The 20,549-nt window shown below is 56.0% G+C and carries 12 protein-coding genes and 2 rRNA genes; 3 read left to right on the top strand and 11 right to left on the bottom strand.

Going from position 1 to position 20,549, the window contains the following annotated elements:
- Positions 1-115: 115 nt before the first annotated feature.
- The 6 genes from bcsC to bcsR are packed head-to-tail and all read right to left on the bottom strand — an operon-like array spanning position 116 to position 10,688.
- Positions 116-3,598 carry a cellulose synthase complex outer membrane protein BcsC gene (gene bcsC, locus HB664_RS02200; protein WP_219940309.1) on the bottom strand — a complete coding sequence of 1,161 codons (3,483 nt, stop codon included), beginning with the start codon at positions 3,596-3,598 and terminating at the stop codon, positions 116-118.
- Positions 3,580-4,686 carry a cellulose synthase complex periplasmic endoglucanase BcsZ gene (gene bcsZ, locus HB664_RS02205; protein ID WP_033146873.1) on the bottom strand — a complete coding sequence of 369 codons (1,107 nt, stop codon included), beginning with the start codon at positions 4,684-4,686 and terminating at the stop codon, positions 3,580-3,582. Before bcsZ ends, bcsC begins: the two co-directional genes overlap by 19 nt.
- 6 nt (positions 4,687-4,692) lie before the next feature.
- Positions 4,693-7,113, bottom strand: a complete 2,421-nt coding sequence (gene bcsB, locus HB664_RS02210; RefSeq protein WP_219940310.1) for a cellulose biosynthesis cyclic di-GMP-binding regulatory protein BcsB — start codon at positions 7,111-7,113, stop codon at positions 4,693-4,695.
- A 10-nt stretch (positions 7,114-7,123) separates the two neighbouring features.
- The gene (gene bcsA, locus HB664_RS02215; protein ID WP_029740462.1) at positions 7,124-9,739 is read right to left on the bottom strand and encodes a UDP-forming cellulose synthase catalytic subunit; all 2,616 of its coding nucleotides are present in this window, start codon (positions 9,737-9,739) and stop codon (positions 7,124-7,126) included.
- Positions 9,736-10,488 (bottom strand): cellulose biosynthesis protein BcsQ, encoded by a 753-nt coding sequence (gene bcsQ / locus HB664_RS02220; RefSeq protein WP_143347685.1) that lies wholly within the window; start codon positions 10,486-10,488, stop codon positions 9,736-9,738. Before bcsQ ends, bcsA begins: the two co-directional genes overlap by 4 nt.
- A gap of 11 nt (positions 10,489-10,499) precedes the next feature.
- Entirely contained in the window at positions 10,500-10,688 is a 189-nt protein-coding gene (gene bcsR / locus HB664_RS02225) for a cellulose biosynthesis protein BcsR (RefSeq protein WP_008503237.1), read from the bottom strand.
- A gap of 175 nt (positions 10,689-10,863) precedes the next feature.
- On the opposite strand from bcsR, the gene bcsE reads away from it, so the two are divergent.
- From bcsE to bcsG, 3 genes are read left to right on the top strand one after another with little or no spacing between them, the layout of a single operon-like run.
- Entirely contained in the window at positions 10,864-12,426 is a 1,563-nt protein-coding gene (gene bcsE, locus HB664_RS02230; RefSeq protein WP_143347686.1) for a cellulose biosynthesis c-di-GMP-binding protein BcsE, read from the top strand.
- Positions 12,420-12,617 carry a cellulose biosynthesis protein BcsF gene (gene bcsF, locus HB664_RS02235; protein ID WP_024908822.1) on the top strand — a complete coding sequence of 66 codons (198 nt, stop codon included), beginning with the start codon at positions 12,420-12,422 and terminating at the stop codon, positions 12,615-12,617. The genes bcsE and bcsF overlap by 7 nt, the downstream gene beginning before the upstream one ends.
- Positions 12,610-14,289: a cellulose biosynthesis protein BcsG gene (bcsG, locus tag HB664_RS02240; protein ID WP_033146878.1), complete on the top strand. Its 1,680-nt coding sequence runs from the start codon at positions 12,610-12,612 to the stop codon at positions 14,287-14,289. Before bcsF ends, bcsG begins: the two co-directional genes overlap by 8 nt.
- Before the next feature lie 48 nt (positions 14,290-14,337).
- Here the strand turns inward: bcsG and HB664_RS02245 are convergent, their stop codons facing one another.
- From HB664_RS02245 to HB664_RS02265, 5 genes are all read right to left on the bottom strand, one after another.
- Positions 14,338-15,330 carry a glycosyl hydrolase family 8 gene (locus tag HB664_RS02245; RefSeq protein WP_143347687.1) on the bottom strand — a complete coding sequence of 331 codons (993 nt, stop codon included), beginning with the start codon at positions 15,328-15,330 and terminating at the stop codon, positions 14,338-14,340.
- A 16-nt stretch (positions 15,331-15,346) separates the two neighbouring features.
- The gene (gene birA / locus HB664_RS02250) at positions 15,347-16,309 is read right to left on the bottom strand and encodes a bifunctional biotin--[acetyl-CoA-carboxylase] ligase/biotin operon repressor BirA (protein ID WP_033146880.1); all 963 of its coding nucleotides are present in this window, start codon (positions 16,307-16,309) and stop codon (positions 15,347-15,349) included.
- Entirely contained in the window at positions 16,306-17,334 is a 1,029-nt protein-coding gene (murB, locus tag HB664_RS02255) for a UDP-N-acetylmuramate dehydrogenase (RefSeq protein ID WP_143347688.1), read from the bottom strand. The genes birA and murB overlap by 4 nt, the downstream gene beginning before the upstream one ends.
- Before the next feature lie 126 nt (positions 17,335-17,460).
- Positions 17,461-17,576 (bottom strand): 5S ribosomal RNA (rrf, locus tag HB664_RS02260).
- A 69-nt stretch (positions 17,577-17,645) separates the two neighbouring features.
- Positions 17,646-20,543, bottom strand: a 23S ribosomal RNA gene (locus tag HB664_RS02265).
- Positions 20,544-20,549 lie beyond the last annotated feature (6 nt).

The following is a 20,549-nucleotide window of genomic DNA, read 5'->3' on the forward strand; positions in this document are numbered from 1 at the left end:
ACTCTCCACAAAACTCGAAGCGCAGGGCGCGCCAGGGTGTAAACCTGGCGCGCCTGAGTATACCCGATTGCCGCGCTATTAAGAGAGACTTACAAATGGATTAAGGATAATCCGATTACCAGTCCGCGTAAGGGATGAGCGGCTGCGGCGGTAAGTCCATATCGCCCTGCCAGCCTGCAGCAGAGTAACGCACATAGATCAGCGCATGGCTTGGGGTATAGTCTTTCGCTTCCTGAATATCCACGCCCATGCCCACAAACCAGTTGGACGTTACGCGGCGTTCGATAATGGCCCGCGCGGTATAACCCGTGCCTGAGGAGCTGCTGCCGGTTTCCATCACGCCCCGGTCGGTATAGCGGTCTGGCTCATCGGTCGGGATCAGATTCTGGATCGGGTAGCGCAGTTCGTCTTTGGTTTTCGAGTGAGACCAGGACACCGAGCCGCCCAGCTCCCAGGACCAGTTCTCCGTGCGTTTACGCCAGGTCACCGGCAGTGCGAAGGAGACATACTCCTGCGGGCTGTAGTAGCCGCCCTGACCCAGGGTATAACCGCTCAGGTCTTTGTCGTAGTGCCAGAGCATATTGGAGACGCCGACCGTCAGGCGCTCGTTGTTTTTATTAATGAGCTTGTAGTAGTAACCCGTCATCCAGCGGACGCGCCAGTTATCTTCCACATTTTTACCCGTCAGCGTTTCCGCGTTCAGGCTTGACCAGACGCCGTTCGCTTCCCCTTTGTCATAGCTCATGCTTACGCCGCCACCGGTGGCACGTACGCCGCCCCAGGTGGTGCCGGTGTTGGTATCTTTTTGCCCGGCGAACGCCAGCAGAGAGCTGGAGATGGGGCGGCGATGGGCGTTAACGGTATAGCCGATGGGCCCCAGATCGCTGCTGTAGCTGATGCCGCCCACCACGTCGACGACGTCAAAGCCCATTGGCGTGGTGCCAATATCCATCGCCCAGGTTTTATTCTGCCAGCCGACGGCGACGCTTGCGCCATTGTCGGACTGATGGGTGTTGCCGCTACACGGCGTTTCGTAGCAGGTCCCCCATTTTGGATCGTAGGTCCCGTTATTGTTATCAAATGAACCGGCGTCCATGTTGACCAGATCGCTTCTGAAGAACATGCGCCCGTCAGACAGCGGAGCATCCACCTGCAGCATGGTAGTGTGCGCTTTCAGGTCAGAATAGCCGCCCGTGCCGCTGGAGCCCCAGTAGTCGTGCTGCAGCGTGACGTTAACATCCTGCTGACGGTACAAGTCACCGGCATCGCTGCGCACGCCGCGCTTCAGCCAGTCGTCTTTTTCATCGTTACGCGTCAGACGAGTGAAGCTGTCGTTGTCCGCCGGACGCGTCGTGGTGATACCCGTCGACACCATCGCGTCTTTATAGGTTTCCAGCGCCTGCTGAGGCTGACCGTTTTGCGCCTGGAAACGCGCGGCATCACGTAACACCAGCGCGTTTTCCATGGAGCCGGGCTGCGATTTAGCCTGCGGAATGATTTTGTTGAAGGTCTGTTCTGCGGCAGCGGAATCGCCCAGACCTGCCTGCGCCATCGCGATCCGGCGCTGCATGTTGAGCGACAGCGGCTGGCCGTTTTGCGCGGCGGGCAGTTTCGCCAGCTCTGCGCGCGCGGCATCTTTGTCGCCCTGCGCGCTGTAAATCTCGGTCAGGCCGAGGATCGCGTCTTCGTTCTGCGGTTCACGCTGCAGAACGGCGTTATACGTCGTTTTCGCCGACGCCAGATCGCCACGCTGCTGCGCCCAGTCCGCCAGCGTCAGGTCGAGGCGGGTGGAGGTCGGCTGCTGACGCAGAAGGTTTTCCGCCTCCTGCTCTTTGCCGCTGTCGCGCAGACGGTTGGCGGTTTCCAGCACCTGATTGCTTTGCAGGCGGTCGGCAAGCTCCTGAATATTGCCGTTCCACTGGCTGCGCGGCAGCGTGTCCAGATGCGCCAGCGCGGCGCGGTCCTGATCGTTGCCGGAAAGATAGAGCCCGCTGGCGTACACCTGATCCGGATCGGTCGGTTTCTGGCTGGCAAGCTGACGCATCAGGGTATCCGCCTGGCTGCGCTGACCCGCGCTGTAGAGATCGCGCGAGAGACGATAGGTTATCCACACGTCGCCCGGTGAGAGCGCCAGACGACGGCGCTGAATCTCTGCCGCCTGGGCGTATTTCCCCTGATTTTCCAGCTGTTCTGCCTGAGCGGAGAGCTGCTCGTTGGTCAGGCTGCGTTCAATATCATCAATGCTCCGGCGCTGGCTGGCGGAGAGAGACTGAATAAACTGCGAGGCCTTCTCCGGGGACTGCGCGCGGTAAATATTGGCCAGGCCGCGGACCGCATTGCTGTTACCGCTGTCCATACGCAGCGCCTGGCGATAGTAACGTTCCGCCGCGTCGTTATCTTTACGCGCCGCGGCGGCATCGCCCAGCCCCAGCACGGCATAACTGTCGGTATTGTCGATACTGCGCGCCTGCTGATAGTAACGCTCCGCCTGCGCCGGGTTATTCGCCTTCAGCGCCGCATCGCCCTGCTGGATCAGCAGCCAGTAACGGTTAACCTTGAGCAGACTGTCCCATTTACCCCGGTTATCGCTCTGGGGATCGAGGGCAATCGCCTTTTCAAACTGCGCCACCGCGCGGGCGCGGTCGCCTTTCTGGGAATAAGCCTGGCCAAGGGCACCTACCGCTTCACTGTCGGCATGGTTGGCGCTGACGGCTTTTTGCAGTTCCGCGACCGCCTTACTTCCCTGCCCGGCATCCACCGCCGCCAGCCCTTCCGCTTTCGCGCGGAACGCCGGGTCAGCGAGCTGTTTTTGCTGTTCTTCGAGCTGGGCACGCGCCGCCGCGACGCTATCGCCGTCACTGAATACGCTCAGGTATTTTTGCAGCGCGCTGACGCTGGCGCTGCTGGCAGGCTGGCCTTTGATTTGGTCATACCACATATCAGACGCCTGGCTGCGCCCGTTGGTCGATTTAGCCATCTCCTGCAATACCGCAAAGCCTTCATCACGGCGTCCGCTCTGGAACAAAAGCTGGGACAGCGTTGCCTGCAGCTGCGAATTTCCGGGGCTGCTGGTATTGATTTTCTTGAGCTGGTTAATGGCCGCATTCCGGCGAGCAGGATCTTTGGCGACCACATTCCAGTATTCCGTCGCCACGTCGCCGCCCGGCGGGTTGCCGTCAAACAGCTTGTCATAGGCTGCAATCGCCTCCTGCGTGTGTCCCGTGGTGGCGAGCAAACGCGCCTGCTGGAGCTGCTGGCGGCCATCCGGCGTGGACAGCAGCATCGTGTTGCGTGATGACTGGTATGCACTCGAGCCCGGCGCGATCCCTTTCAGACGATCCAGCTCTTTTTGCGCACCGGCGTTATCGCCCTGGCGCAGCAGGTAGCGAAAGCGTGCGGCAATGACGTCAGGGTTGTTCGGGTCAATCAGCTCAAGACGGTAAAGCGACTGACGAACCAAATCCTCACGCTGTGTCGATTCGCCCAGCCGAACCTGTTCCAGCAGCTGTTTCTGCTGCGGAGAGTTGGCGGCCTCAGCCATCGGCATCAGTGCCAGGCCAAGCGATAAAGTGAGTAGATTTACTGTGAACTTGCGCATTCCTGGCCCCAATCCGGTATTAATTCACCTTTTGCGGTGAAGCGAAAACGATGCTGATCCCATCCTTGCCCAAAGAGAGTCAGCACGTAGCTGTAATAGGCATTGTTATCGGGAAAATGGTCCGCAACGCGCTGGCGCTGAACCGCCTGGGCATCACGTTGTTGTAAAAACGGCAGCATGGCGGCAGAGAACCCGACCGGGCCATTCCCGGTGCGTTTACCCGTCGCCACATCCACTTTCTCCGGCGGCACACCCCGTTTCATTGTCTTTGCCGCCATCGGCTGGAAGCGCGTCAGCAGCCGGGCTTTCTGAGGATCTTTATCACTCATCATTCCCACCCAGAGATAAACGCGGATGGCGTCGTAGCCGCCCACCAGCGATTTATCCTGCTGTAACCGCCAGCCTTTGTTTTTCTGATACTGAACCCAGTCCGGCGAAAACCCTTTCGGCGCGCTCTCCAGCAGCAGACGCTGATTGGTTTCACGAAGCTGGGTCCACGGGGGACCAAAGCGCGTGAAATAACTCGCTAACTGCGGAGGAAGATAGCTGGGGTTAAAACGCCAGACGTTTTCATCGGCAAAACCGACTTTACCTGGAAGCAGCATTGCGCCGAGCCCCGGCACTTTCACCACTTCCTCACTGACAATGCGTTTTAGCAGCGCCTTACCCGTGCGGGTATAGTCCGGATGTTTCCACAACCGGCCCGCTTCGAGCAGAGACCAGGCGATCCAGACATCGGCGTCAGAGGCGGAGTTGGTATCAATCACCGCCCACGTCTCTTTATCTTTCTGGCCCCATAGCCAGGCGGGCAGATGGTCGTTGAGATTGCCGCTGGCAAGATTATCGCGCGTCCAGGTCAGCAGCTGGTCAAACGCGCTGCGATCGTTCGCCGCAAGGGCAAAGAACAAGGCGTAGCTTTGCCCTTCCGAGGTCGTAATTTTGCGCGTGTCGCTGGGATCAACGACACGCCCGCCCTCACTGATGTAATCCTTTTTAAACTGCTCCCAGGCAGGCCAGGTACAGGCGGCGCGAAGAGGAAGCGCCGCCAGCATCAACGCTGCTAATGCACACCAGCGAAAGGCTTTCATCACATCTTACTCATCCGGGTTCAGGCGACGACGGCTGATGATACGCAGCAGACGCCACAGCACCCATGCCAGCAAGACCACGCTGACCGCCGCCAGGATGGCGAGCAGAACCGGATGGTTAGCCAGCGCATACCACAGGCGTTCGAACCACGGCAGATGGCCCACGTAGTACACGTCGCCCACGCGCAGGCTATTGACGCCGGACTCACGGATCACCGACACGGATCCAAACATCGCGGCACGTTTACCGCTGTCGTTCATGGCCGTATTGAGCAGTTCATACCCGCGCGGGCTGTCCGCCAGGAGAGCCACCACGCTACGCTGTTCGTTGTAAGGTGACTGGAAGCCCACCACCGCGGCCATTGCCCCCTGAGACGTTACGGTCGTCTGCGCGCTGGCCTGACGGTCGTTCATATCCGGCATAATGCTCGGGAACTCGGTCTGACGCAGCGGCGTGTTAACCCAGGACTGGGCCGCTTTCACCAGCAGGTCGATACGTTTGTCATCCTTCAGCTTATCCGGAATGGTACCGATCACCATGATGTCAGCATCTTTGTTCTGGATCTGGCTGCCATCGTCCGTCAACGTGACGTTAATCGCCGGTAATCCCGTCTGTCCCCCAACGGTCGCCATGGTATCCAGCAGGGTCGTGACCTGCCCTTCGCTTGGCGCTTTTGGCATCACAACGATGGACTCAGAGAGATCGGCCATGCGGCTGAACGGGAAGCCCGCGTTAGCAAAGGCGCGCAGATCCGGCATCGCCAGGAAGTGATAGTACTTCGAGAAGTCGATGGTCGACTCATCGCCAATCACGACGTGGTTCTGTACGGGCTGGAAGGTGATGCAGTTTTCCGCCGAACCGCCAGGCGTCGGGTTCATGTACTGGAAGTCAAAGCGCAGCTGGTTTATCGCACCCAGCTTCAGTGCCGGGATGGAGACATCCGTTTTACCGTCCAGCAGCCCCTGCAACACCGGCAGGCGAAGCATCAGGCGGTTAGTATCCTGCGTGCTTTGCAGGCTGAACGATTGCAGGAACTGGTTGTTCAGGCTGATATCCATGCGCGAGCTGTCTTTGGTCGCTGGCGCGGTATAACGGTAGTTCAGATTGATATCAATGCCGTTGGTACGCAGCAGATACAGATCCGGCGGCAGATTCAGTGACAGGCTAATCGGCGCTGGCTCAAGCCCCGTCGCCTGCAGCTGTTCTTCATAGGTTTTCAGTTCGCCAAATGTCACCGCACGGTCGGTACGCACCCAGTTTGGCGCATCATAAGGTTTACGCGCCAGCAGCGGTTTGACCTCATCCACTACAACGCTGTTGCCACGGAAAAGGACGTTGCCCTGGGCAATCGCTTTTGCTGCCTGCACCAGATCTTTATCATCACGGCCAAACACCACCAGCAGCTTCACGTACGGGTTTTCCGGGTGGCTTATCATCTCAACGGTCGGCGCTTTGACGTCCGGATGATCGCGCAGGAAGGCCGGGCGTTTCGCGTTGGTCGCAAACACAATGGCATTTCTGTCCGGCAGTTTGTCATACATCGCCGGGAAGCTCTGTCCACGCCAGCCAGCACGTGAACCAAACCAGGACGCCACAATGGTGGCCGCTAGCTGCTCGGTCACGTCCGGGGATGATGCAAACACCATCGGCAGCGTGAGCGGACGGTTATCACGCGGATCGAAGAATGGAACCGGGAATGCCGAGAGATCGTTTTTCAGCGCCAGCGACTGGTAGGTCATCTGCAGCGAGGAGTTACGCCCGATGTCCATCCACAGCGTGTTGCTGGCCGGGTTTTCGCAGACATCGCGGTAGTGACCGACAAATTCCAGACGGATACGGTTAAAGTCGGTGATGAACAGCGGGTTGATCGGCACCTGCGCCTGGGTTTTCTTGCCCAGCTGCTCTTTGGTGACCGGCAGTACGTCCATCAGCTCATCATTCAGGTAGACCTTCAGCTGGGACTGCGTCGGCAGCAGAGACGGCGACGGCGTGTATTCCAGGTTCAGCACCGCATTAGAAACGACCTCATCGCTACGCATGCCAAACTCAATGCCGCCGTTAGGGTTGATGCCGCGCAGCACCATACTGCCCGGAGGCGGTGCAATTTGCGCGAAGGTCAGCTTCACGTCCCGCGACGGCGCATTGTCCGCAACGACAGGCGCATTCGCCCCCCGGACGCCCGGCATCACCTGCCCGATGACCTGGCCGTCTGCCGGCAGGGTGTTCCCCTCCGTTGGCTGGTTCGGCATGATATTTTCTGTTTGACCAGGTGCCGCGGTGACAACCGGATCGGTTGCTTGCGCGACGACAGGTACCGTTGGCGCAGGCGTTGCCGCTGCGTTACCAGGAGCTGCGTTAGCCATTGTTGCGGGGAGGACATTCATCCCCATTGCCACTGCACATAACCAGGAAAGTTTTGTTTTCATCGCGTTATCATCATTGTTGAGCCATAACCGGGTCCGCCTGCTTCGCCTCATCCCGCTCAGGACGACGAGGAATGAACGACACGACCCAGGAAACCAGCGAAGTAAGTGACCGGAAAATTAATTTCACCGACGACGGGGCGAATTCTGCAAGGTGACGATAGCCACGGAACCCCAGCTTCAGAATATCCAGCAGGCTTTCCAGAGGTTTATCTTCCGGGAAGCTGTCCTGCCAGAGAGCCCACGTATCCGCGCGGGCAAACGTACACTGCACAAAATCGATATGTTGCTTTTTGGTCAACGGCATCAGCTGCAAACCGACTTCATTGCCCGCCACGCGCACAACCTGCGTCGGGAAGACATACTCCTGCTGACCGCGCTTAAGCAGCAGGTTAACTTTCTGGCCTTCCAGCACCTTCGCCTGGCCGTTGATTTTGATCCCCAGGCCACCGTCAGAGAAGTCGTGCACGGTACAGGAGAAAAGATGGCCATCTTCACGGGCGATCGCCGCAGGCATGCAGATTTCAACGCGATGCGCGCGACGAACCTGCTTGCTCTCCACCGACACCGCTACCGCGCCGCCGAGGATAATCAGGTTGTAGAAGACCCAGGCCATACTCACAAAGACGGTCAGGATTTCGTTTTCCGGGCCGTAGAAGTAACGCCAGATACCGGCGATGACGCCAACGATATTCAGCAATACCAGGAAGATATACGGACGGGAGATCACCCAGTCGACGTACTCCTCTTCCACCAGGCCGCCCTTGGCGGTGACGTTAAATTTCCCTTTGTGCGGGTTAATCAGCGCCACCATCGTCGGCGGTGCGATATACCAGGCCAGCACCGTTTCGTAGATTTCACTCCAGAAGGAATGGCGGTATTTACCCTGTATCTTCGAGTTCGTCAGGCTCGCGTGGATCATGTGCGGCAGAACAAACAGCGCAATCATCAGCGCCGGGGCGTAAATGATATAAGCGTGAAGGAGCAGGAACGCCAGCGGCGCGGTCAGGAAGATCAGCCGCGGAATACCGGATAAGAAGTGGAACATGGCGTTGACGTAGCAGAGACGTTGCGCCAGCTTGAGCCCTTTCCCAATCAGTGGGTTATCGAGACGGAAAATCTGCACCATGCCGCGCGCCCAGCGAATACGCTGACCAATGTGCGCCGACAGTGACTCCGTTGCCAGACCGGCAGCCTGCGGAATACGCATATACGCAGAGGTATAGCCACGACGGTGCAGGCGCAGAGAGGTGTGCGCATCTTCAGTGACCGTTTCGACGGCGATACCGCCAATTTCATCCAGCGGCTTACGGCGGATAACCGCACAGGAGCCGCAGAAGAAGGTGGCATCCCACATGTCGTTTCCGTCCTGCACCAGGCCATAGAATAGCGTGCCTTCGTTCGGGGTTTTGCGGAAGCGGCCAAGGTTACGTTCAAACGGATCCGGCGAGAAGAAGTGGTGCGGCGTCTGCATCATCGCCAGCTCTTTCTCCTTCAGGAACCAGCCCATGGTCATCTGCAGGAACGAGCGCGTCGGCACGTGGTCGCAGTCAAAGATCGAGACAAACTCCCCTGTGGCATACTTCAACGCGTTGTTGATGTTCCCGGCTTTCGCATGCTCGTGAGTCGGACGGGCGATGTACTCGACGCCGACCTCCTCTGCGAACTGGCGGAACGCCGGACGGTTGCCGTCATCCAGGATCCAGACCTTGAGCTTGTCTTTCGGCCAGTCGATGCCCAGCGCGGCATAAATGGTGTTTTTCACCACGCTCAGATCTTCGTTGTAGGTCGGTACAAAGAGATCAACAGACGGCCACTGCGCGGTGTCTTTTGGCAGCGGAACCGGCTGGCGGTTGAGCGGCCAAATGACCTGGAAATAGCCCAGTACCAGCACGATCCAGGCGTAGGTTTCGGCAAACAACAGCACCAGGCCGCACACCAGGCTGACCGGATCGTCCCAGTTCAGGGTTGAGGTATAACGCCACCAGATGTAGCGACAGGAGACGGTCAACGACAGCACAATCAGCATCAGCGCCGAGAAGCGGCCCGGAATACGGCGGACCAGCAGCGCCACACCCCACAGCAGGATCAGGAAGGTGAACTGCGCCAGAGGGTTGAAAGGCTGCGTAATACAGACCAGCGCCAGAATGAGCGAGAACACGACGATCACGCCGAGGATAAAACGCCGCAGGCCCGGATGCAGATGCCCGAGCTCTTTATGGTTATCCAGATGGCTGGTCTTATCGCTTACGCTGTTGGGCAGTCTGTCCAGCCACTGGTGGTAGCGCTCACGTAACTGCTGGACGCGGGAGAAGCTGCGCCAGTGCGGCGTTATTTTCTCTGAGCGGGATGACGTGACCACCAGCCAGATGGCCTGAATGAGATATCGCGCCGGATCCAAAGGACGCGGCCGGTTGGGATTAATGTGCGGATATAGCTCACTGTGCCGGGCACGTATGCGCTGCCAGCGCGGGTGTTCGAGTGGAATAAACATCCAGGCCAGAATCATCCAGAAGCAGCCGAGCGCGGCGCTAAATGCCGAAGCACCGTGCCGGCGGAAATGCCGGTAATGTTCGCTCAAACGCGAACTGACCGGTGGGATGAGTAACCAGCTGGCGAGACGACTCATACAGAACTCCCTGCATGCTCCGCCCTGTTGGCGAAGTTCAGCAGACACCAGTTAGCCAGCGTCAGGATCTCTTCTGCCGCCAGTGAATCGCTGCGGTATTCGCCGAGCGGTTGCTTAGACGCAAGGCATTCCGCCATCCCCTCATCACGATGGATGACAATGGGAAGCAGACGGCGCTGGCTTTGCAGCCAGACCTGATACAGGTCGTCCTGGATCTGGCTGCCAATGCGCAAATCGTTAATCAGAAGGTGAGCGTTCTGAGGCAGCCCCTGCTGATGCAGGCGGATATGGCAGTTCGCATCGACGTTGACGATGGAAAGTATATGATCGCATTGGGCGATTAGCTGTCGGGTGAGCGTGCCGGCGCCGTGCGGCAGATCCAGCAGGATCCACTTGTAGTGCCCCTTTTCTTTCAGGGTTTGCAGCGCCAGCGTGAACTGCGAAAACAGGCGCTGATACGCGGCTTCATTCTCGCGCTCCGTGGTGGTCAGTTGCCCAAACGGCAGCAGATCGAGCTGGGAGGTATAGCGCATCCCTGCATCCTGCCAGTCTTTATCATCAAGCAGCGCGCGGGCCCAGCCCTCTTCACGAGAAAAGTCGACGTTAAACGACATACGCAACAAATTATCGGAGCAGGCGTCAATAACCAGCACCGATTCACCTAAAAGCTGTAATGACCACGCCAGCGCCGCGGTAACTGATGTGGTACCCACACCGCCACGGACACCCTGTAATCCGAGTATGGCCATCAATGGCTCCCTTATTGTTGATGGGCGAATTCAGCTAATAACGGCCAGCGTTTAATAGCCGCGGCCAACTGTTCCCGCTGGGAAATATCGGTGTAATCTATTTCAGGTAAAGAAAAGGCCTGCGTCAGCGCCAGAAAATCGTTTTGGAATGTGTAACCCAGAGTCGAGTCGACTGGGGTTCCAGGTTCGTTATTATCCATTCTTTTTCCATCCCTTTAAGGAAAATCGCACGCTAAAGAAGTTGCGGGGCTTCCTGCCCTGACAAATTTCATTTACATGCTAAATCTGATGTTCTTTAATTTCAATGTTAGGTTTATTTCTACGCTTTCGCTAGTAAACTGAGATACAGATAAATTAGACGAAAAGAGGGACACCGTGGACTCCATATTTTCTATTGGCATCCAGTCATTATGGGACGAATTGAGCCACATGCCAGTCGGAGGAGTCTGGTGGATTAATACGGACCGTAATGAAGATGCTATCAGTCTGGTAAACCAGACAATTGCTGCTCAGGATAAGGATTCCCGCGTGGCCGTCATTAGCATGGGCGAAGAGCCGAAGAAAATTATTACGCTTGAAAGTGGTCGCGGCCCCCAGACGGTGCGATTATTTTCCATGACATCGGAAGCCGATAGTCTATACTTTTTGTCCCGCGACGTTCAGTGCTCTATTGATCCGGATCACTATTTAGTGATTCTGAAATGCGCAAATAACGTCCTGCAAAATATGCCTGCTGAAAAACTGCTGCCCTGGCTGGAAAAAATCAATAAATGGGCAAAATTTCAAAATTGCACGCTATTGATAGTCAATCCCGGCAGTAATAATGACAAGCTGTTCTCACTTTTAATGGGCGAATATCGCTCCCTGTTCGGTCTGGCAAGCGTTCGTGACCAGGCAGGCAGCTATCTCTACGATATTGCATTCTGGTGTAATGAAAAAGGCGTGAGCGCCAGGCAACAGCTTACGCTGAAACATATTGAGGGCGAGTGGCACCTGGCGCAGCAGGAAGAAACCGTGGTGCAGCCGCGCAGTGATGAAAAACGCATCCTGAGCCATATCGCGGTTTTAGAGGGGGCACCCGCCCTGTCGGAAAACTGGACATTGTTTGATTCTAACGAAGCCCTTTTCCATGAAGCCCGCACAACCCAGGCGGCAACCCTTATTTTCTCGCTGATGCAGAATAACCAGATTGAGACGCTGGCACGACAAATCCACACCTTACGCCGCCAGCGCGGCAGTGCGTTGAAAATCATCGTGCGCGAAAATAATACCAGCCTGCGCGCCACCGATGAGCGCCTGCTTCTCGGCTGCGGCGCCAATATGGTTATTCCATGGAATGCGCCGTTGTCACGCTGCCTGACGCTTATCGAAAGCGTTCAGGGCCAGCAGTTTAGCCGCCATGTGCCGGAAGATATTTCCACGCTGCTCTCCATGACGCAGCCGATGAAGCTGCGTGGATACCAAAAATGGGATACCTTCTGCGACGCCGTCGGCAACATGATGAACAACACGCTTCTTCCTGCTGACGGAAAAGGGGTCATGGTTGCTCTGCGTCCTGTACCGGGTATTCGCGTTGAACAGGCTCTCACCTTATGTCGCCCGAACCGTACAGGGGACATCATGACCATTGGCGACAATCGCCTGGTGCTGTTTTTGTCCTTCTGCCGGGTAAACGATCTCGATACGGCGCTTAACCACATCTTCCCTCTGCCTACAGGGGATATTTTCTCGAACCGTATGATTTGGTTCGAAGATAATACGATTAGCGCGGAGCTGGTGCAGATGCGTGCGCTCCAGCCTGAACAATGGGTTAAGCCGCTCGCTATCAAGAGCGATGCCAAACCGATCCTCAATGCCAGACATGATGGACACGTCTGGCGTCGGGTTCCGGAGCCCCTTCGCTTATTAACAGACAACGCGGAGAACGCATCATCATGAACATCAGCGATATCATTCAACTGGTTATATTCTGTGCGCTGATCTTTTTCCCGCTTGGCTACTATGCGCGCCATTCCATCCGCCGTATCCGTGATACGGCCAGAGTGCTGTTTATTAAACCTCGCTATGTAAAACCAGCCGGAACACTGACACGGGCATCACACGTCAAGGCAGACCGAAAACATGACTAATTCTACCTATACCGCTTCGTCACCCTCGCCGCTCTGGCAATACTGGCGCGGCCTTTCCGGCTGGAACTTCTACTTTCTGGTGAAGTTTGGCCTGCTGTGGGCAGGCTATCTGAATTTCCATCCCCTTCTCAACCTCGTGTTTATGGCCTTCCTGCTGATGCCGCTGCCGAATATCAGGTTACATCGCTTGCGCCACTGGGTCGCTATACCTGTCGGCTTTGCGCTGTTCTGGCATGATACCTGGCTACCGGGGCCGGACAGCATTATGAGCCAGGGGTCGCAGGTGGCGGGCTTTAGCGCCAGCTATGTCCTCGATCTGACCGAGCGCTTTATTAACTGGCAGATGATTGGCGCGGTATTTGTGCTGCTGGTTGCCTGGCTGTTCCTGTCACAGTGGATCCGCGTCACGGTATTTGTCGTCGCGATTATGATCTGGCTTAACGTGCTGACGCTGGCTGGGCCGAACTTTTCGCTGTGGCCTGCCGGTCAACCGACCACCACGGTGACCACCACAGGGGGAAGCGCGGCGGCAACCGTCACAACGGCAGGCGATACGCCTGTGGTGGGTGATATCCCAACCCAGACCGCACCGCCGACCTCTACCAACCTGAACGCCTGGCTCTCCAGTTTCTATACCGCGGAAGACAAGCGACAGACTAAATTCCCGGATGCGCTGCCGGCGGATGCTCAGCCGTTTGAACTGCTGGTGATCAACATCTGTTCTCTCTCCTGGGCCGACGTGGACGCCGCCGGTTTGATGTCTCATCCGCTGTGGTCACACTTCGATATTCAGTTTAAAGATTTCAACTCTGCCACCTCGTACAGCGGCCCGGCGGCGATCCGCCTGCTGCGTGCAAGCTGCGGTCAGACATCGCATAAAAACCTGTATCAACCCGCCGGCAACCAGTGTTATCTGTTCGATAACCTCGCAAAGCTGGGCTTTACGCAGCACCTGATGCTGGGGCATAACGGCCAGTTCGGTAACTTCCTGAAAGAGGTGCGCGAACAGGGCGGCATGCAGGCACCGCTGATGGATCAAACCGGTCTTCCCGTCTCTCTGCTGGGCTTCGACGGCTCGCCAGTTTATGACGATACTGCCGTCCTGCAGCGCTGGCTGCAGACCATCGAAAAAGACAGTAATCCGCGCAGCGCGACGTTCTTTAACACCCTGCCGCTCCACGACGGTAACCATTTCCCGGGCGTGAGCAAAACGGCTGATTATAAAGTGCGTGCACAGAAGTTCTTTGACGAGCTGGACGCGTTCTTCACGGAGCTGGAAAAATCGGGCCGTAAAGTGATGGTGGTTGTGGTACCTGAGCACGGTGGTGCGCTGAAAGGTGACAGAATGCAGGTGTCGGGTCTGCGTGATATCCCAAGCCCGTCCATCACTAACGTGCCTGCAGGCATTAAATTCTTTGGGATGAAGGCACCGCATCAGGGCGCACCGATTGAGATTACACAGCCAACCAGCTATCTGGCGATCTCAGAGCTGGTTGCCCGCGCCGTTGACGGGAAGCTGTTTGTGGAGGATAGCGTGAACTGGGATCAGCTCACCAGTAACCTGCCGCAAACGGCAGAAGTCTCAGAAAACGCTAACGCGGTCGTCATTCAATATCAAAACAAACCTTACGTTCGCCTGAACGGCGGGGATTGGGTACCGTATCCGCAGTAACACGGTATGACGTCCCTCTCCCCATCGGGGAGAGGGATAATGTCGACATTATTGCTGGGCGATCCACACCAGCATTTTCAGACTTGCCGAATAGTAGTCGTCTTTAGAGGTGATTTCGGGTTCACCGGAAGACTGCCCCATCGTGAAATCACGTACGGCCAGCAGGCCGCCTTCCATCATGTAGGGCGCATATTCGTTGGTCGCGACGTTAACCCAGGCGGGCGTTTGTTCCCGGGGGAACTGACCGAACCAGGCCTTCCACGGCGTCAGCAGCGGGCTTTGCTTATCAGACCAGGCAACGTACAGCGGAACACGAATCGCGTCATAGCTCATTCGCGGCGGCCAGCCTTTAGCAGGAGCCAGCTTGCCACCTGATGCCAGTGAAACCCAGTCAGTGGGTAGATTCGCTTTACCCGAACCCATTTTACCCAGCAGGCGTTTCCCGTCCTTAATCAAATCGCGCCAGACCGGCAAATGACTGCGTCTGGAGAAGGCCTGCCAGGCCGGAAACACGAAATAGGAAGGATTAAGGACCACTTCACCCTCAAGCTTAAACCCCTGGACGCCGGGCAGCATCACGCGGTAACCGGCATAGCGGATCACGCTGTGGTCAATCAGTGCTTTGGTAATTGCATCCGATGCAGCGCTGTAGCGCTTGTCATGCCAGCGGGCGTCGGCTTTCAGCAACGCCCAGGAAATCAGCACGTCGCCATCTGCAGCGTTGTTTTTGTCGGCGACCGGGTTGGACTCTGCGGGGTTATAGCGCCAGTAAAACAGACCATTTTCTTTGTTCTTTAGCCGACTGTCTGTCCATTGCCAGAGCTTATCGAACGTGGCTTTATCGTCGTTGGCCACCGCCATCAGCATGGCAAAACCCTGACCTTCCGTATGCGACACGCCGCCATTACCGGTATCAACAATACGGCCTTCCGGTTTGAAAAAGCGGGCCTTGTAACTCTCCCAGGCCCGATCCGCATGAGAGAGAGGCGAAAACAGCACACTCATCATGACGGCCAGCGTTGCGCAGACGGGTTTTCGCATAATTAACTCGATCAGGTTATTCGGCACTTCGCAGTGAAATCTCACCGCCCATCCAGGGTTTGATCACGCCATCCTGCTCAAGAAGCAGCGCGCCCTGTGCGTCAATACCGCGCGAAGTTCCGTAGATCTCTTTATCACCAATCAGCAATTTCACCGGGCGGTTGATGAAGTTATCCAGCTTTTCCCAACGAGACAGGAACGATGCCAGCCCTTCCTGCTCAAAAAGCGTGAGTGAACTGCGCAACTCTTTAATCATACGCACGGCAAGGGTGTTGCGATCGATGACGATCCCCGCCTCCTGAAGGTTAGTCCAGGCCTGATTCACCACATCATTTTGTACATTGCGCATTACCATGTTGAGGCCTGCGCCGATGACGATTTGCGCCGCATCGCCCGTTTTTCCCGTCAGTTCGACCAGAATACCGGCAAGTTTACGATCGTTGAGGTAGAGGTCATTAGGCCATTTAACGCGTACTTTATCCGCCCCCAGATCGTGCAGAACTTCCGCCATGACGATGCCGATGACCAGACTCAGACCAATGGCAGCGGCCGGGCCCTGCTCGAGTCGCCAGTACATGGACAGATAGAGGTTAGCGCCAAATGGCGAAAACCATTTGCGACCGCGACGGCCGCGACCGGCCTGTTGATATTCAGCAACGCAGGCATCGCCGGATTTCAGCTCAGGCAGACGATCCAGAAGATACTGGTTCGTCGAATCAATCACCGGCAGCACCGCAACATTGCCGTGTCCGATCTGGCTGCGGATCGCTTCTTCATTCAGCAATTGAATCGGCTCCGGCAGGCTGTAGCCCTTTCCGGGAACCGTGAACACATCAACACCCCAGTCGCGAAGCGTCTGGATATGTTTATTGATAGCAGCACGGCTCATGCCAAGCTGTTCACCCAGCTGCTCGCCAGAATGAAACTCGCCGTCAGCAAGGATGCTAATCAGGGTTAAGGGAACGGTATTGTCCTTCACGCGATAGCCTCCACGGCATTAACTTCACCTGTGCAGCCAATGAAGCGAACTTCTGGCTCCAGCCAGACGTTAAATTTTTCGCCCACACGCTGACGAACATAATGAGCCAGCTGTACAACATCATCGCTGGTCGCATCGCGCTGATTAATCAGCACAAGAGCCTGCTGCTGGTGAACGGCAGCACCGCCTACTGAAGTGCCTTTTAGCTGGCATTGATCGATAAGCCATCCCGCGGCAAGCTTCACGCTGCCATCCGCCTGAGGGTAATGTGGTGCGGCTGGCCATCCTTCAAGAAAGACTTTTGCATTTTCGCTGCTGATAACCGGGTTTTTGAAGAAGCTTCCTGCGTTTCCGTTTACTTTTGGATCGGGAAGTTTGGTCACCCGCATATGGCAAACGGAATCAAAAACGTCGCGGGCGGTTACGGTAGCCGGATCGAGACGCGTTAAATCCCCGTAGGTCAACACGGGCTGCCAGTCCTTCGACAGACGCAGGCCCACGGCAACAATCACGTAGCGATCCTGATATTCATGTTTGAAGATACTGTCACGATAGCCAAACCGGCACTGTTCCGCCGTTAAACGCTTTGCCGTTCCGGTCGCCAGTTCGATGCAGTCGACATATTCACAGACATGTTTCAGTTCGATGCCGTAGGCACCGATGTTTTGAATAGGTGACGATCCGGCGCAGCCTGGAATAAGCGCAAGGTTTTCCAGGCCCGGCATCCCTTTTTCGAGGGTGAATTGCACCAGATGATGCCAGTTTTCTCCGGCCCCCACGTGCAGGTGCCAGCTGTCGGCACGCTCTTCCACATCAATTCCCATGATGCGGTTAACGATCACCGTTCCCGCAAAATCATCGAGAAACAGGACATTACTTCCTTCGCCCAGAATCAGTACGGGTTCGTTATTTTCAGTTGCGCTTTGCCATGCATCCAGCATTTGCTGTGCAGTATCGGCACGTACAATTTGTTTAGCATTGCGTTGAATGCCAAAGGTATTCCAGGGCTTAAGGGAGTGGTTCATAGACGCTATCCTGATGCAAAAACGCAGGTAGTTTACCGTATAATCAGGGCGTTGGGGGATTAGTTTGTGCAGCCTATAAAAACGCAAAAAGGCCATCCTTTCGGATGGCCTCTCTACTTATTTGATGCCTGGCAGTTCCCTACTCTCACATGGGGAGACCCCACACTACCATCGGCGCTACGGCGTTTCACTTCTGAGTTCGGCATGGGGTCAGGTGGGACCACCGCGCTAAAGCCGCCAGGCAAATTCTGTTAATCTGTATCAGGCTGAAAATCATGTCTCTCTCTTCGCCGAAACAGCTTCGGCGTTGTAAGGTTAAGCCTCACGGTTCATTAGTATCGGTTAGCTCAACGCATCGCTGCGCTTACACACCCGACCTATCAACGTCGTAGTCTTCAACGTTCCTTCAGGACCCTTAAAGGGTCAGGGAGAACTCATCTCGGGGCAAGTTTCGTGCTTAGATGCTTTCAGCACTTATCTTTTCCGCATTTAGCTACCGGGCAGTGCCATTGGCATGACAACCCGAACACCAGTGATGCGTCCACTCCGGTCCTCTCGTACTAGGAGCAGCCCCCTCAATTCTCCAGCGCCCACGGCAGATAGGGACCGAACTGTCTCACGACGTTCTAAACCCAGCTCGCGTACCACTTTAAATGGCGAACAGCCATACCCTTGGGACCTACTTCAGCCCCAGGATGTGATGAGCCGACATCGAGGTGCCAAACACCGCCGTCGATATGAACTCTTGGGCGGTATCAGCCTGTTATCCCCGGAGTACCTTTTATCCGTTGAGCGATGGCCCTTCCATTCAGAACCACCGGATCACTATGACCTGCTTTCGCACCTGCTCGAGCCGTCACTCTCGCAGTCAAGCTAGCTTATGCCATTGCACTAACCTCCTGATGTCCGACCAGGATTAGCTAACCTTCGTGCTCCTCCGTTACTCTTTGGGAGGAGACCGCCCCAGTCAAACTACCCACCAGACACTGTCCGCAACCCGGATTACGGGTCTACGTTAGAACACCAGCCATTAAAGGGTGGTATTTCAAGGATGGCTCCACGCAGACTGGCGTCCACGCTTCAAAGCCTCCCACCTATCCTACACATCAAGGACCAGTGTTCAGTGTCAAGCTATAGTAAAGGTTCACGGGGTCTTTCCGTCTTGCCGCGGGTACACTGCATCTTCACAGCGAGTTCAATTTCACTGAGTCTCGGGTGGAGACAGCCTGGCCATCATTACGCCATTCGTGCAGGTCGGAACTTACCCGACAAGGAATTTCGCTACCTTAGGACCGTTATAGTTACGGCCGCCGTTTACCGGGCTTCGATCAAGAGCTTCGCGTTGCCGCTAACCCCATCAATTAACCTTCCGGCACCGGGCAGGCGTCACACCGTATACGTCCACTTTCGTGTTTGCACAGTGCTGTGTTTTTAATAAACAGTTGCAGCCAGCTGGTATCTTCGACTGATTTCAGCTCCACCCGCAGGGGCTTCACCTACATATCAGCGTGCCTTCTCCCGAAGTTACGGCACCATTTTGCCTAGTTCCTTCACCCGAGTTCTCTCAAGCGCCTTGGTATTCTCTACCTGACCACCTGTGTCGGTTTGGGGTACGATTTCGTGTTACCTGATGCTTAGAGGCTTTTCCTGGAAGCAGGGCATTTGTTACTTCAGCACCGTAGTGCCTCGTCATCACACCTCAGCGTTAAAAGGTACCGGATTTACCTGGAACCTCCGCCTACATGCTTAAACCGGGACAACCGTCGCCCGGCTAACATAGCCTTCTCCGTCCCCCTTCGCAGTAACACCAAGTACAGGAATATTAACCTGTTTCCCATCGACTACGCCTTTCGGCCTCGCCTTAGGGGTCGACTCACCCTGCCCCGATTAACGTTGGACAGGAACCCTTGGTCTTCCGGCGAGCGGGCTTTTCACCCGCTTTATCGTTACTTATGTCAGCATTCGCACTTCTGATACCTCCAGCATGCCTCACAGCACACCTTCAACGGCTTACAGAACGCTCCCCTACCCAACAACGCCTAAGCGTCGCTGCCGCAGCTTCGGTGCATGGTTTAGCCCCGTTACATCTTCCGCGCAGGCCGACTCGACCAGTGAGCTATTACGCTTTCTTTAAATGATGGCTGCTTCTAAGCCAACATCCTGGCTGTCTGTGCCTTCCCACATCGTTTCCCACTTAACCATGACTTTGGGACCTTAGCTGGCGGTCTGGGTTGTTTCCCTCTTCACGACGGACGTTAGCACCCGCCGTGTGTCTCCCGTGATAACATTCTTCGGTATTCGTAGTTTGCATCGGGTTGGTAAGCCGGGATGGCCCCCTAGCCGAAACAGTGCTCTACCCCGAAGATGAGTTCACGAGGCGCTACCTAAATAGCTTTCGGGGAGAACCAGCTATCTCCCGGTTTGATTGGCCTTTCACCCCAGCCACAAGTCATCCGCTAATTTTTCAACATTAGTCGGTTCGGTCCTCCAGTTAGTGTTACCCAACCTTCAACCTGCCCATGGCTAGATCACCGGGTTTCGGGTCTATACCCTGCAACTTAACGCCCAGTTAAGACTCGGTTTCCCTTCGGCTCCCCTATACGGTTAACCTTGCTACAGAATATAAGTCGCTGACCCATTATACAAAAGGTACGCAGTCACACCACAAGGGTGCTCCCACTGCTTGTACGTACACGGTTTCAGGTTCTTTTTCACTCCCCTCGCCGGGGTTCTTTTCGCCTTTCCCTCACGGTACTGGTTCACTATCGGTCAGTCAGGAGTATTTAGCCTTGGAGGATGGTCCCCCATATTCAGACAGGATACCACGTGTCCCGCCCTACTCTTCGAGTTCACAGCCTGTGTGCTTTCGTGTACGGGACTGTCACCCTGTACCGTGCGACTTTCCAGACGCTTCCACTAACACACAAGCTGATTCAGACTCTGGGCTGCTCCCCGTTCGCTCGCCGCTACTGGGGAATCTCGGTTGATTTCTTTTCCTCGGGGTACTTAGATGTTTCAGTTCCCCCGGTTCGCCTCGTTAACCTATGTATTCAGTTAACGATAGTGTGACGAATCACACTGGGTTTCCCCATTCGGACATCGCCGGGTCAAAGGTTCATATCACCTCGCCGGCGCTTTTCGCAGATTAGCACGTCCTTCATCGCCTCTGACTGCCAGGGCATCCACCGTGTACGCTTAGTCGCTTAACCTCACAA

It is taken from the genome of Enterobacter sp. DNB-S2 (genome assembly GCF_019443845.1).
In the GTDB taxonomy this organism is placed as follows: domain Bacteria; phylum Pseudomonadota; class Gammaproteobacteria; order Enterobacterales; family Enterobacteriaceae; genus Enterobacter; species Enterobacter asburiae_B.